General features: G+C 39.1%; 13 protein-coding genes. All 13 read right to left on the bottom strand.

Going from position 1 to position 14149, the window contains the following annotated elements; all coding sequences use genetic code 11:
* Positions 1–276 precede the first annotated feature (276 nt).
* Positions 277–1431, bottom strand: coding sequence for a methionine adenosyltransferase (metK, locus tag SPB21_RS12220; protein WP_163702688.1), 1155 nt, complete (start codon positions 1429–1431; stop codon positions 277–279).
* Positions 1432–1552: 121 nt separating this feature from the next.
* On the bottom strand, positions 1553–2308 hold the full coding sequence (locus SPB21_RS12215) for a Uma2 family endonuclease (protein ID WP_499866699.1): 756 nt from the start codon (positions 2306–2308) through the stop codon (positions 1553–1555).
* Positions 2309–2510: 202 nt separating this feature from the next.
* On the bottom strand, positions 2511–2882 hold the full coding sequence (locus SPB21_RS12210) for a XisI protein (protein WP_499866698.1): 372 nt from the start codon (positions 2880–2882) through the stop codon (positions 2511–2513).
* Positions 2870–3289, bottom strand: coding sequence for an element excision factor XisH family protein (locus SPB21_RS12205; RefSeq protein WP_163702691.1), 420 nt, complete (start codon positions 3287–3289; stop codon positions 2870–2872). Before SPB21_RS12205 ends, SPB21_RS12210 begins: the two co-directional genes overlap by 13 nt.
* A gap of 167 nt (positions 3290–3456) precedes the next feature.
* A complete protein-coding gene (locus SPB21_RS12200) occupies positions 3457–4065 on the bottom strand; it encodes a YdcF family protein (protein WP_499866696.1) in 609 nt (202 codons plus the stop codon).
* 130 nt (positions 4066–4195) lie between these two features.
* A complete protein-coding gene (locus SPB21_RS12195; RefSeq protein WP_499866695.1) occupies positions 4196–4954 on the bottom strand; it encodes a glycosyltransferase family 2 protein in 759 nt (252 codons plus the stop codon).
* Complete coding sequence (locus SPB21_RS12190; RefSeq protein WP_499866694.1) at positions 4947–6146, bottom strand: glycosyltransferase; 1200 nt, start codon at positions 6144–6146, stop codon at positions 4947–4949. Before SPB21_RS12190 ends, SPB21_RS12195 begins: the two co-directional genes overlap by 8 nt.
* 133 nt (positions 6147–6279) lie before the next feature.
* Positions 6280–7728 carry a hypothetical protein gene (locus SPB21_RS12185; RefSeq protein WP_499866693.1) on the bottom strand — a complete coding sequence of 483 codons (1449 nt, stop codon included), beginning with the start codon at positions 7726–7728 and terminating at the stop codon, positions 6280–6282.
* A gap of 122 nt (positions 7729–7850) precedes the next feature.
* Positions 7851–8609, bottom strand: a complete 759-nt coding sequence (locus SPB21_RS12180) for an FkbM family methyltransferase (RefSeq protein WP_499866692.1) — start codon at positions 8607–8609, stop codon at positions 7851–7853.
* A gap of 63 nt (positions 8610–8672) precedes the next feature.
* Complete coding sequence (locus tag SPB21_RS12175) at positions 8673–9884, bottom strand: glycosyltransferase family 4 protein (RefSeq protein WP_499866691.1); 1212 nt, start codon at positions 9882–9884, stop codon at positions 8673–8675.
* A gap of 9 nt (positions 9885–9893) precedes the next feature.
* Complete coding sequence (locus tag SPB21_RS12170; protein WP_499866690.1) at positions 9894–10760, bottom strand: glycosyltransferase family 2 protein; 867 nt, start codon at positions 10758–10760, stop codon at positions 9894–9896.
* Between the two features lie 219 nt (positions 10761–10979).
* Entirely contained in the window at positions 10980–12254 is a 1275-nt protein-coding gene (locus SPB21_RS12165) for a glycosyltransferase family 4 protein (protein WP_499866688.1), read from the bottom strand.
* A 735-nt stretch (positions 12255–12989) separates the two neighbouring features.
* Complete coding sequence (locus SPB21_RS12160; RefSeq protein WP_499866687.1) at positions 12990–14138, bottom strand: polysaccharide pyruvyl transferase family protein; 1149 nt, start codon at positions 14136–14138, stop codon at positions 12990–12992.
* Positions 14139–14149: the final 11 nt, after the last annotated feature.

Genomic DNA, 14149 nt, shown 5'->3' with positions numbered 1-14149 from the left:
CTGATTCTTTTGCAGAAGCTATTTCTATGATTAAGCGACTGTCAAAGTGGCTAACGGTTGTTCAGGCCCCCTTTTATGGAACTATTTGCATTCGCCTAATTAGGCATACTGGGGATTCCCTCAAAATCCGTCTCCCTAGGGGAGACGGATTTTGAATGTAGACGCCAAAGCGGCTTCTCGCAGAGTGGGCTCAACTTTCCGAGTGATCTATTCGGTAACCTTGAGCAGCAAAGGACAGCCCATGCCAGGCTCGCATTTCAGGAAAAGCAAGCTTACCTAAAGTGCGGCTTTTAGCAAATCAGCCTTATCGGTTTTTTCCCAGGTAAAGTCAGGCAGTTCACGGCCAAAGTGGCCATAGGCAGCCGTTGGTCCATAGATCGGTCGACGGAGGTCGAGCATATCGATCAGACCCTGGGGGCGCAGGTCAAAATGCTCGCGAATGAGCATGGCAATTTTGTCATCCTCCAGCTTGCCAGTGCCAAAGGTATTGACTGAAATAGACGTGGGTTCAGCGACACCAATGGCATAGGAAACCTGGATTTCGCACAGTTCTGCCAAACCAGCTGCAACAATATTTTTGGCCACATAGCGACCGGCATAGGCCGCTGAGCGGTCTACCTTAGAGGGATCCTTACCGGAGAATGCGCCTCCACCATGACGGGCCATGCCGCCGTAGGTGTCAACAATAATTTTACGACCGGTGAGGCCACAGTCACCGACAGGGCCACCAATGATGAATTGTCCGGTGGGGTTAATGTGGTACTGCGTTTCAGCATGTAACCATTGATGGGGCAGCACGGGCTTGATGATTTCCTCCATGACGGCTTCACGGATATCGCCCAGGGAAATGTCCGGATCATGCTGGGTAGAAAGAACTACGGCATCAACAGCAACAGGCTTACGGTTTTCGTAGCGCAGGGTGACCTGGCTCTTAGCATCAGGGCGAAGCCAGGGCAGCACCTTATTTTTGCGTAGATAGGCCTGGCGTTCTACTAACCGGTGGGAGTAGTAAATAGGGGCGGGCATCAGCACATCAGTTTCGCTGGTGGCGTAGCCAAACATTAGACCTTGGTCGCCTGCACCAAGATCTTTGTTTTCGCCTTCGTCGACGCCCATGGCAATATCAGTAGATTGCTTACCAATAGCATTGACAACGGCGCAGGAAGCTCCATCAAAACCTAAGTCTGAACTGTTATAACCGATGCCGATAATGACATCACGGACGATATCTTCAAGATCAACATAGGTGCTGGTGCGAACTTCACCTGCGATGATGGCCATACCGGTTTTTACCATGGTTTCCACGGCAACACGGGAGTGGATATCATCCCTTAATAGGGCATCTAAAACGGCATCGGAAATTTGGTCGGCCATTTTATCGGGGTGGCCTTCTGAAACTGATTCTGAAGTGAAGGTGCTATATAAACTCATGGCAAACGCTAATCGCAGATACGAAAACTACCTAGGGCGAGCAATAGGTATAATGGCTTAACTATATTAGTTGATGTGCATACAATCGTTAATGCCGTATTTGGTGGTCATAAGTCGTAGATCACACAATATCTGGATCAATTCCTTGAGATCGCAACATTTCAGCCAATCGCTCAGCCCGTTGGTGCTCTTGTTCAGCTCGTTGCCGTTCCTGGTCAGCTTCCTGGGTAACTGCCGCTACTTTTTCTACGGCCCAGGGAAGTAACTGTCCATTGGCATCCCACCACCGTAGCCAATAGCCATCTCTTTCTTCTTTTTTGCCGCGCCAGGTTCCTAAAAAGAACCCCATGGCTTCTAACCAATATTGACCTTCTGGGTTAGGTTGTTCTAGTTCATAGCGTCCATTGGTCAGATGATAAACTTCTAGAAGTCCACCTTCTGGTTCAAAAATCACATAGGTAGGTACTTTTAAAATCTGTTCATAAAAAAACCACTTGCCGGGTGGAAATGTTTGCTTAGATGAATATTCTTTGCCATCTTCATCTGAGAGAAATTCCATCACCACGGCTGGTGCCTCACCGTCTAAATTAGGTGTATAGGCTTTGCGTGTCTGTCCAGGTTGATTAACTCGGGCAACATAGAGCCAGTCGGGGGCTTTGATTACCAGGTTGTCGTTCATCGTGGCACACAGGCCAAAATTAGATGCAATCAGCATTTCTGGTTGAATCCAGCTACTGAGTTCTAGGGGTTCGCGTAATGCCCCTGCAAGCAGTGGTTGACTAGTACTTTCTAAAGGTTTTTCGTCCAGATTGAAGTCCTCTGGTAAGGGGTTCCAGGTAATATGCAGCTCTGCTAGCTTAATTGAGGCAGCAACCATCACATTTTCCTTAGGAACTATCGCTTCTTATATTAGGATGACTTACCGAAATAAGGGCTTGTAAAAATTAAGCTCATGGTTTTGACTATGGCTCTTTTGTCTAAAAGCAAATGGGATACCCTCTCCTTTTAGAATTTTGGCACACTGCGTAAAATTCTAAACCACCTCACCCAATACCTAATACGCTATGGTATTTCTGGGGTTAAGCGCTGAGAGGAGTATGTTGCTGGCTTGCATGGCTATCGCCATATCCTGTATGTGGTCGAACTTCTGGTGACTGTAAACCTAAAACGATATCTTTGGCAGGAATACCTATTTCTACTAATTCTTCTGCTATGAGGCGATCTGTGTTGTTGGCTTGAATCCAGACTTGGCCATCAATAATGTCAATGTGTATGACTATATGATGTATGCGCTGTCCTTTTGACCAGCCTAGAGACAAAAGTATGTAGCGGTTGTGTGTGTTATCGAAGAGAACCTCGTTATGAATGTCGATTTCATTGGCTATGGGAATGTTTGCATAGTCATTGAGCAAATCCATAACTATTTGCTTATAACGCTCTAGGGAATCCATTGCACAATCTCCTGATTTTGTGGGTCAAAAATAATTAGCTTGAACCGGTCGTTGTCTAAGAGAATTTTGGCAAATTGGTCTTCTTCGAAAAGTTCTTTATAGGCGACTAATGGCATTGCCAAATATAGGGTTCTGTCTGGTTCAACTTGTTTCAGAATGTCATCATATAAGATGAATTGCCCTAACGCTTGCTGTAAATCAGCTACTCTTGATTCTCTAATAAAGCTTTTGATTTCGACAGCGATTTTACGACTCGCTTGTTGGGCTGCTAAAAGTTCTTCTGCACCTAAATCTACTGACAGAGTACGTTTTGCCCATTTAAGCTGATAAGGGTCGTGGGTGATTGTCCAGCCTGCATTGATGAGGAGCTTTTTAACGACTTGATGATATAAATCTTTAGCAGGCATTGTTGGCAGTCTTCAGCTTATTTAGACTTATTTACTCTTAATTATAGTCGACATGGATGCTGGTACGAATTAGAAAAGCCCACAGAGGAAGGCCGTGCTGCAATTACGTTATCGCCAAAAGTTGGTCGCTGCAAAGGAGGCAATGCTGATGGAATCAACAATGTGTTCTAAGCATTAGGCTGTGATTTTTTAGATGGTCTAGAGGGAGGGTCAGGATCGAGGCTGGAACCAGTGCGACCGGTGACTAGCCACAGCCAACTGCGGGCGATATCTCTCACAATTTTATGCTGAGGCTCGGACGGTGTGTTGGAGGGAACAGAAATTGGGGTGTAGGCAATGCCGCGACTGCCAAGGACCCAGAAGGCGATGGCTTTGGAGCGGGGCATATGGAAGTCTGAGGTGACTAAATAGATGTGGCGGATGTTGTGGGCCTGGAGTTGGGCTACCAGTGTGGTGAAGTTGGTGACGGTATCGGTGGCGCTATAGTCCAGGTTGATTCGCGTTAGGGCGACGTTTTGGGCTGAGAAAATTTTATGGGCTTGGGTGGGGTCTAAGCCGCTGGATACCCACACTGCTAGTGTTGGGTTTTGGGTGGCTAGTTGGGCGGCGGCGAGTTCTCGGGTATTGCCGCCGCCGAGGACTAAAATGGCTTCGGGGTCAGGGGATTGATGGGCTGAAACTATTAGCCTGGCTTTGATGGCTAGGATGATTAGAAGGCTGGTGGTTGTGAGTGCGATCGCGCCGCGAACTAGCCACTGTTGCCAAAGCTTAACCATGGTTCTGAATACTGCAACAGTAGATTGACACTACTGTACTTTAATCCAGACGGTTAGTTAGTTGCCACTGTGGTGTTGGAATTGATTGGCTAAACGAACGTCTTCGGGCAAGCAATTGTTTGTTCTTTGCTTATGCTTCTTTTTCAATTAACCGCAATGATAGTAGTAGCTCAGCAAACATTCGTTGAAATGCGTAGTACCAGCCACGCCAACCGTCCAATACTCCACCTTTGAGAATCAAACAATAAATGAAGATTACAAAGGGGGCTAAGACTTTTTTCTTACGGATGCGATCGCCCATGCTAAGTTCATCGTCTGATGTCTCTCGTAGCTTTTTGACTTCAATAAGCATGTATCGATCCTGCGCCCATAGCCAGCGGCTAAGAGCTTTGCGATCATCATGATGGATGTAGTTTTTAAGATGGCCTGAGTCACCTACGACCTGTAACAGTTGGGTATGTCCATCATTAATATATGAGCTACGGCCTTTGCGTGAAAGAATCTGGCGAGGAGGTAAAATTGTCCCTCGCAATGGTTTCCCAAAAACACAGTATTTGAATCTAGCAAAGTAGCCGTCAATGTTTTTTTCGGGCTTCAGCTGTTTAATTTCAGCTATTAAGTCATCAGGTAAGACATAGTCTGAGTCTAATGAGAGAATCCAATCGGTTTCGACTTGGTCTAATCCATAGTTCCATTGAGGTGCGTAGCTATCGAACTTGCGCTTGAAAACATCTACTTTTGGGTATTTCACAAGAATACCTAAGGTGTTATCGGTGCTGTAACTGTCGATAACAACAATTCTATCTGCCCAATCAAGTTTTTCTAGAATCCGTTCAATGTTGGGTTCTTCGTTATATGTAAGAATAACTGGTGTAATTTGACTAAGCATAATCAGAGACAGATTGAGTATCTACAATATTCTGATAAATCGTGTTTAGCTCTGTGGTCATCCTAGACCAGCTGTAGTGCTTGCTTACAAAATTGTAGGCTCGACTACTCAGGTTCGTTTTAACTTCTGTAGGAGCTTCTAAGTAAGCGCTTAATGCTTTAGCAATATCAACATTGTTTTGAGGTATTACGTATCCTAACTGATGCTCTTGCACTTCGTGGGCTAAGGCCACACCAGGGGTTACTAGGACTGGTGTACCGGCTGCAAGAGCTTCTAATACGGCAACACCAAAGTTTTCAGAATAGGACGTTAGCACGAAGATGTCTGAACCCTGCAGCAAAAGCTCCTTTAGTTCTCCTTCAACAAACCCAGGCATAATAGTTTTGTCTTGCAAGTTATTGTCGCGTATTAATTGACGGACTTCTTCCTCATAAGTAGGGTCGCCATTACCTGCGAGTATGAAAGTAAACCGTTTAGAAACGATGGATTTAAGTGCAGGAATTAGATAATTTAACCCTTTTTTAGGATGTATGCGTGAAAGAAATAAGATAATGGGTTCATCATCGGGAAGTTGAAAGTGCTCACGGAGCGTTGTTCGCGCATGAGTTATTTTTTCAGTAAGATTCAATCCATGGGGAAGAATAAAACTTGTACTCTCTAGCCCAAGTTTATTAAATTCTTCTTGCTCTTGATATGAGGTCAGATGCACTTTTTGAGAATTATTTAGATTCCGTCTTTCAACTAGATTAAGGTATATTTTCTTGCGCCGTGCACTTTGCGCTAGAGACCATTCACACAGTTGCCCTAAGGGCCGAACAATATAAGGCACCTCTCTTTTTCGGGCAATTACCATTGCTATTGTTGGTGGATATGAAAAGATGGCGTGAACATGAACTAAGTCATAGTTCTGGATGTTTATCCACAGCCATTTTGTTAGGGCGAATGAAAATGCAAATTCGCGAACAGGAGGGATATTTGGAGAAAATCTAGGAAAAAACCAGACATTGACTCCGTTATATTTAGTTCTTGTGTGTAGGGGTACGTTGAGTAGATTTGGCCCATCATCGTTTGTAGTTGCAATTTCAACTTCAATACTTTTATTGCTTTTGAGTGACGCAACCATTTCAAAAATTGCTTTACTGGGGCCACCTCGTATAGATGAAACAGAGGGAATTACATGAAGGACTTTCATCAACTGAATATAAAAATGAATGCTAATAAATGAGCACAGAGCAGTTTACTTATTCCGTAAAACTCAAAATAAAGTGATAAACTCATCCTCTTCAACACGAACCTACAAACTAAGCTTGTCAATCGAATTTGAATCAAGAAGTACGAAAATACGTTCTTTTATCTAGCGATGACAGCATCATTGCTATAGCAATGAAAAATAAAAACTCATTAGATCTAAAGAAAAAATTCATTGCTAAAAACATTAAGAATGCACTGTGAATACCTTCGATGCTCCTTATAGAAAAAAATACATATTTTCTAATGAATCTGAATATAATAAAACAACCAACTAATCCCGACGAAAAAACAGTTTCAATTAGGATATTTCTTGAGAAAGGTGATACTAGTCTGTCTATGTTTGATTGTGAATATTGAGAAGCAACAAAATCAAAGCTTAGATTACTAAACGCCCCGAAACCTAGACCATGCAGAAAGACTAATGGATATTTTAGTAAATTGAAGAAAAATGCACCATCTTCTGGATCAAGACTTTTATATAAACTGTCAAAATCTAATGCCTCAAAAAAAGTGCCTAATCTTCGATAAATTGCAGCATCTAGGAATGACGAAGTAATTTCAATAGATTGATTTTGATAAGTAGTAATGGCAATTGTCAATATTAAAATTAATAAGTAAGATATTAATAATCGTATTTTGCTGATTTTTAGATATAGGACATTGGTTATAATTCGCCAACTAATAATTACAAAAACTGGCAAACAACTGATAAGACCACTACCAGAAAAAGTTAGTAAAATAACCAATATCGATAACCATAGGGTTTGACACATATACTTATCGATTTTATTTAAAAATTTCCCTCCTAAAACACGAGTTTTACAATAATTTTCCCAATACAGTTTAAATATAGCTAAAAAACTAATTAAAGAAGCGAACCCTTTAGGCTCATGTGCAATAGAATTAATTCGTAAGAAACTCCTTCCAGCAAAGCTTACCGTTGCAGAAATGTATCTGAATTCTGTACTTCCAGTTCTAATGATTGGAAAAATATCAATTCTTGAAATCTGAAATACTAATGCCTGGATTAAACCTAACAACTCAGCAAGGCAAAGACCTATAACTAACGAATATAATAAAGCATCAAAATAATACTTACTTTGTCTTGAAATAATAAAAAAATAAACAGAAAATATTAGGTAGGTGACGTATTTAATGCCGCGTTTTAATGTGAAAGAGTACGTTTCAAATAGTTCTGAATTAACTTGATGTATATCTATTAAAAATGGCTGTATTACAGTTAGAAATAGCGTATAAAAGACTAGGATAAATATCCAATAGTATTGCTGTAACGCATTAGAGATTTGATATTTCTTATTCGTTTTGCCAGGGAGTAGTAGGATCCATATTAGTCGTACTAACGCTAAGGTTATTACTAACCAATCAGTTTGGAAAAGGCTTCTTCCTATGATTCCTCTTAGTGCTGCATCAAAGATAAAGTAAGGTGCAATAATGACAGCTGTAGCACATATTAGTAGGTCAAGGTTCCACTTGAATTCACTAGAAGAACGCAAGAAACTCATTGGGACTATTTTTGTAGTATGCAAAGCCTTACCTCATATTTGAATTTAGTGCGTTTGACCCAAAAGTGGACTCAGAATAAAATATAAATAAGTTTTTTTAGTAATTCAGCTTATTCACAGTATTAGGCACTCTTTTGAAGGTTTGAATTAATTATCTTCCGAATAAGGCTTTGTAGAGGAGCTGGCATATATGTCTTTGTGAATCCCTTAATGAAAGGAATAACGCTCTTGGCAGAAGCTGATATCTTAGAAAAATTCGTTACTAATGAGTCACTTTTGTGTGCGTACCATTCATTACAACCGGTTCTTTTAAATCGTCTGTAATTATGTTTGAGAAGATGATTCTGGACTGAATAATCTACCGTCACATCATTATCTTCAACAATAATGATCCTTGGTTTGTACTTTTCTAGGGAGAATCCGTGCAAAACTGACAATTCATCTCCTTCCACATCTATACTAATGAAGTCGATATTCCTTATTCCTTGACTTTCAAGAATTTCATCTAGAGTCATAGCTTTAACTATTATCTTCTGAGTCTCAGCTCCAGCAATTTGAATTCGCTCTAAATCACTCTCTCTTTGGCTACTAGTAGATAAAACTTCTACTCCTTCAGCTATGAAGAAGTCAATTTCTCCAGCTTGAGAGCTTGCCGCTGCCTCAACAACTTTGCACTTACGTTCTTGCCTAATTTTCTCACAAAACTTAGGCATAGGTTCTACGATAGTGCAATCCCAGCCAATACGTTCAAAAAAGAGGGTATTGCTTAAGTTGACTCCATCATATCCACCAACTTCAATGCAAGTGCCATGTCGTCTATTAAAGATTTCTGCTAAGAGAATATCTTCGCCATGCTGTGCAGTAAAAATGTTCTGATTCATAATATTCCTAGTAAAGTATGAGGATATTGGTATATTCAAGGTTACAACCATCTAAAAATATTTTCAGGAGTGATAGATAGATATTTCTTCTCTATATGACAGTTTTTGCCATGGATTAAATGGTCTTTCATGTGTATTTCCAATTGAGTGTTCTATAATTTGAAAAAAATGCTCAGCTGCAACTCTAGGGCGAATCATTTCACTATATTCACTAGATTTACGTTTAAATGATTCCAAGATATCTGTTGTCTTTGTTGAGACAACACGGATAGCTTCAGCTAGTTCTCCTACATCTTCTGATTTAAATAGAATGCCTGCTCCACTAGTTTCAACTAACTTGCTTGCCCCTAAGCGATCGCTAGCAATAATAGCTAATCCGCTTTGAATTCCCTCGTTGATCCTGATTCCCCATGGTTCAGCAATACCTGGGCAAACAAGGACATCAGATTGCTCAATAACTTCATTGAGGGCTAAATCAGAAATAAATCCGTGAAATTTTACGCATTCTTGTATTTTTAGTCGCTTAGTCAAAGCTTCGAGCTTTATTCTTTCAGGGCCATCCCCAATGATGTTAATATTGCAGTTACTGCCTAGTTTTTGAGCCATATAAATGGCTTTTAAAAGTAAATCAACACCCTTATATTTGTGCAATGTGCCCATACATAAAAGTTGACATCTTTCTCGTTCATTAGAGCTTTGAAGACTGACTTTAACATCCTTTGCTTGGGGAAAATATCCAAACGGGTATATCTTTTCTATTGGCCAACCAACTTTTAATAAAGTGTCATAGCTGTGACCAGAAAGGCATGCAAAAAACTTACTTTTCTCTTTAACTAAAGATGTTCTTGCTCGGACTACAGTTTGAAAATAAATGTTTTTTGAGAAACTTTTCCAACTAAGATCAAACTTGATCGGGGCCTCTGCCATAATGCCATATGCAATATCCTGGGACTTTGCATATGAAATTATCTGTCGGTGTAATGGAATTCTTTGATAACCACCAATGACATGGAAAGATTGAGACTCTTCTATGAGAATTCTTTCTACGTCTCTCCAGCGATTATTAACTGAAAGGACTTCAAACTCTGCGTTGCCTGCATAGTCTGCTTGCCATCCGAACTTACGCCGATTAGAACCAACTTTCTCTTGTACAATAATTCGAACACCGTGAGTACATAATTCGGCTAACTCTCGGACTAGTGGCATAATTGACCGGCATGCTGTTGGCCACCAAAAAACTAAACGCAGTTGCTGAATCTTACATGGTTGCTGCATATTAAATAATTAAGAAAACAACTTTAGACTTTTTTGCCATTGCTGATTTTGATAATAAGCAGTGTGAATTCTTCCTTCCCAAAATGCTACAGAAATTATCGAAGAAAGTTTATGCATGGTATCAGAAACTTTGATATCGAAGTCAGAAATTTCATGTCGTTTTTGTATTTCAAGTGCTTCTGCTTCTCTCTTTTTAGTGACAACTTTTTGTTTGTCATCGTCTTTATCCTTAAATAAATGACCACTTACTTTTGCTTGTTCATGAAGGCGTAATCCCCAAAAATAGTTTGCACTCGTTGTATACTGAACACCATTTTTGGCAAATCTTAGCCATAGTTCGGAGTCCATTGCGTAGTGAAGTGTTTCATCTAAATGTCCTAGTTCGTCGATTAATTCAGCAGAAAAAAAAGAACTTGGAGAATAAACTGATACTAGGCCACGTTTTGTCATAAATTTCTTCCAATTGCGAGCTTTTGTACAACGTAGAATAGATCCATTCTTATCTAGCCATAAACACCCACCAATAATCCATCGTTGCATTGGATCTGGGATTGAAATGGCCTTATTAGCAACCGAGCTTAGAGTTCCAGGTAATAGAATATCGTCTGAATTTGACCAAGTTAATAAGTGACCAGTCGCTTTTTCAAAGCCCTTATTAATAGCATTACTTTGCCCGCTATCTGGCTCACTAACCCAATAAGCTAATTGTTCCGAGTATTTTTTTATAATTTCGACAGATCCGTCGGTACTACCTCCATCAATTATAATAAGTTCCTTATTAGGATAATCTTGAGAAAGTACAGATCTTATAGCTTCATCAATATAGGCTACTTGATTGAATGAAGGCATAATGACTGAAATTTTCAAATCTTTCATAAAAAGACAGATTAAAGAATAAAAGTGATTTTAGAGACTTTTTTAAAACTATATACTTAACTAAAATTATATAGATTATAGTAGCTATTTAATGATAAAAAACAAATTTTTTAGAGTATAAATTCTCATAGATAGAGGTACTAAAACACAGTAAGGAGTGGGTAATAACTTAAAAAGTATCGTACTATAAAGTCTTATTATCATCTCTGCATCTAACATCTATAATGAGGCACTTAATAGCTCTAGATAGAGTTGGTGATAAGAGTTTGCCTGACGTTTTGTAGTGAAGCGATCTTCTACAGACTTCCGTGCCTGCCGCGAAAGCTTAGTATGACGCTCTGAATCCTCGCAAACCCATCGAATACCATATGCCAAATCGGCTATATCAAAACACTGAGCACGATACCCTGTAAGTCTATGATCAACAATATCTTTTAACCCTGTTGAATCAAACGATACGACAGGAGTTCCACATGCCATAGCTTCTATAGCTGTTTTACCAAATGCCTCTTGTATTGATGGCACTACCATTACATCTGCAGCGGAATAAATCAATGAAAGAGCTATATTGTCACGTAATGTTCCCAAGTAAGTTGGCTTAAAGCCTAAATCTACTTTTTCGGTAGGTTCTAGAGAGCCAAAGATAACTACTTCAAATGATTCAGAAAATCCTTCGTCAAAAAGCTTCTTTAAGGCTTTTGCTAAATATTGAAATCCTTTGTTCTTATTTTTAAGAGCATTTATTGCTCCAAATGCAATGACCTTTTTATTTAGATTTAAGGATAAAGCTTCTTTAGAGAAACTCTTAGATAGTGGCTTAAATTTATTCTCATCAAGCGCATTATGAATAACCCTTATTTTTTTATCTCTAAAAAGGCTACTACTCTTAGCACAATCTGCTAACCAGTTGCTGATTGCCACTAAGTTTATTTCACTGCTATCCCAAGACTTACGCTTACGTAACCATAATTTTCTAGAAATATCATTTTCGGATCTTGAGCCGAGAAGAGGACACTTTCCACAACTATTAGTATATTCAGTACACTCAATAGCATAGTGACACCCACCAGAAAGAGGCCACATATCTCGCAATGTCCAAACAATCGGGACATTAAACTGCTTTAGACTCTCTGGTTTCAAGAATCCTTTATTAATCCAATGTAAATGAATAATATCAGGACTTATTTCTCTAATGGCTCTGTACACACCTGTAGAAGATGTACATGAAGGTGAAAAGAAATTACCCTCAGAATTATTAAGTCTATCTCTGTATAGAGATAGGGTAATATCATCAATTGAATTTTTAATTCTATCGAATTTATAAATAAGGCTATTTCTAGATGCACTTACAACAGTTGGATCATTACTTGTCTTTCTCATTACAAGAATATTTGAATCAACTCCTTTTTGAAGTAACCCTTGATGCAACCAGTAGGTTCCCCGGGAAGCGCCATCACCTAAATCAACAGTGTTAAGATGTAGAATTTTCATCATTTTCAAATGCTATGGTTGTAGATTGATGAAGATCAATGAGTCTAGAAACAATACAAATATATCTGTCTAGTCATGCTCAACAGAATTTCTGGAAAGAAACAAGAATTACTCAAGTGCTATACATTTTCCTAATAGGAGACAAAAAACGATAGATTTTTCTAGATTTTTTGAATTGTATTTACCATCGATATGTCGATATCTTTATCTTAATATCTTTAGCCATCTGTCAAGATTCGTAGTAAGCCAATATTAAATGGTGAAGTGATCTATCTATATTCTCTTTTTGAGCTAAAAAACTACGGTACTGATTAAGTATAATTTCAAAAATATCACAATGAACAATGCTTACTACACACATACCTGAAGCACTCATCTCAATTAATACAATTGTGATACACATTCCTCAGTATCACCAGTTGAAAAGGTAAAACTAGTTGTAGAAGAAATATATGCTGTAATAAGCTTTTTGCACCATTTCTCTAGTACTAAGAAGTAAAGCTTTCACTAGATTCAATCCATGCCAATTTTACTTCTTGAGGCATATTAAATTTATTGCAAGAGAACTCTAAAAAAATATCCCTCAAAAGAGACGTTGAAGAAGATCACATATCCTTGTATTAAGTTGTCGGAATTTGATTCGAATTAGTTACAGTCTCTTAGAGCTAAGTTGGCTATCTAAAACAATCCAACATAGCTCTAGGGATTGATATGCGTGAGCAAACTTCAAATACTTCTTCATGCATATGCAACATTCTTTAACGCGATCCACATCTCAGTAGATAATATTTTCTGATTTTCTGCCGAAGCTTTAATACACTTAACTACCTTCTCTCTTTGAGGCCCTTCGAGCAATATTTCAAGCTTTTCCAATATGCGAGCAATTTCATCATTAAAATCAATCAAGAAGTTGGCACAACTATATTCATCAAACAACATTTGATACTTATGACTCCATCCAGTGCCTAAACAAGGAATCCCCTGGGACAATGAACTAATTAACCCATGGAATCTAGAACCAATAACTAGGCTGCAACCACCTAGAATTCCCTTTAGATATAGTGAGTCTTCCTCTTGAACAATTTCAATATCGCCCGAGACGAATTCCTGTAAGGTCTTGGCAATTTTAATGTCAAAAGTTTCATGGACCAAGATAAAAGGTTCCATCCCTTTATCTTGTAGTGACTTAATGCAAAATGATAACAAGTTTAGATAGTTTTCTTTTACTGTAGCCCCTGTTTTGTCTAACATTCGAGTGTTGGGAATAATGCAGGGGCGTCCTGATAGTTTGTTTGCATAGGTAGGAATCTTAGGCTTAAGCAAATTGGTGAAATCAGGAGCAAGTTTTATATTATGTGAACTGCCAGCGATTTTTTGTACATGCTCTAATGATTCTTTATCTCTGGCAAAGACTAGATCTGATAGCTCTAATACCTGTTTGAACTCTTGCTGGATATCAGGTGTAGTAAATGGGCCAAACGCTTGAGGCAATAATACAATTTTCTTGCCTCGCTTTTTCCATTTCTCAAATAATTGTCTTTTTAGTTGAGTTGGCTTTACACCCCACTGGTCACTGAAGCAAAAACCCGAAGCATCTAGAACTACATCAATTTCTGATTGTAAGACCACATTCAGTTGTTTGCGAATAGGCTTAGGTAGTGTGCGGCAGAATGCGTTTAGTGATGGCTCTACCCAAGGGAACTTAGCCGACTCATACTGAATAAGGTGCTTTACATGGGCGTTGTTTCTTTGCTGAACACTTCCTACTCTTAGTTCCATAGAAACAGTATTATCTCTATGCCATTCACTAAGCTCTTGTTGAATCGCCAAGAGCATTAATTCTGCACCTTTATTATGGAAATTAGCCCCTTCAACCAAGTAGTTCATATTAGATGACA

This window comes from Leptothoe sp. ISB3NOV94-8A (genome assembly GCF_043421595.1).
Taxonomy (GTDB): Bacteria; Cyanobacteriota; Cyanobacteriia; order Phormidesmidales; family Phormidesmidaceae; genus Leptothoe; species Leptothoe turfae.
This window is presented reverse-complemented; position numbering and strand designations above follow the sequence as displayed.

Coding starts and splice junctions, on each gene's coding strand:
- SPB21_RS12190 (WP_499866694.1), bottom strand. CDS start 6,146: ATGAAAGTCCTTCATGTAATTCCCTCTGTTTCATCTATACGAGGTGGC.
- SPB21_RS12205 (WP_163702691.1), bottom strand. CDS start 3,289: ATGCCTGCTAAAGATTTATATCATCAAGTCGTTAAAAAGCTCCTCATC.
- SPB21_RS12175 (WP_499866691.1), bottom strand. CDS start 9,884: ATGCAGCAACCATGTAAGATTCAGCAACTGCGTTTAGTTTTTTGGTGG.
- SPB21_RS12185 (WP_499866693.1), bottom strand. CDS start 7,728: ATGAGTTTCTTGCGTTCTTCTAGTGAATTCAAGTGGAACCTTGACCTA.
- metK (WP_163702688.1), bottom strand. CDS start 1,431: ATGAGTTTATATAGCACCTTCACTTCAGAATCAGTTTCAGAAGGCCAC.
- SPB21_RS12160 (WP_499866687.1), bottom strand. CDS start 14,138: ATGAACTACTTGGTTGAAGGGGCTAATTTCCATAATAAAGGTGCAGAA.
- SPB21_RS12165 (WP_499866688.1), bottom strand. CDS start 12,254: ATGATGAAAATTCTACATCTTAACACTGTTGATTTAGGTGATGGCGCT.
- SPB21_RS12210 (WP_499866698.1), bottom strand. CDS start 2,882: ATGGATTCCCTAGAGCGTTATAAGCAAATAGTTATGGATTTGCTCAAT.
- SPB21_RS12170 (WP_499866690.1), bottom strand. CDS start 10,760: ATGAAAGATTTGAAAATTTCAGTCATTATGCCTTCATTCAATCAAGTA.
- SPB21_RS12215 (WP_499866699.1), bottom strand. CDS start 2,308: ATGGTTGCTGCCTCAATTAAGCTAGCAGAGCTGCATATTACCTGGAAC.
- SPB21_RS12195 (WP_499866695.1), bottom strand. CDS start 4,954: ATGCTTAGTCAAATTACACCAGTTATTCTTACATATAACGAAGAACCC.
- SPB21_RS12200 (WP_499866696.1), bottom strand. CDS start 4,065: ATGGTTAAGCTTTGGCAACAGTGGCTAGTTCGCGGCGCGATCGCACTC.
- SPB21_RS12180 (WP_499866692.1), bottom strand. CDS start 8,609: ATGAATCAGAACATTTTTACTGCACAGCATGGCGAAGATATTCTCTTA.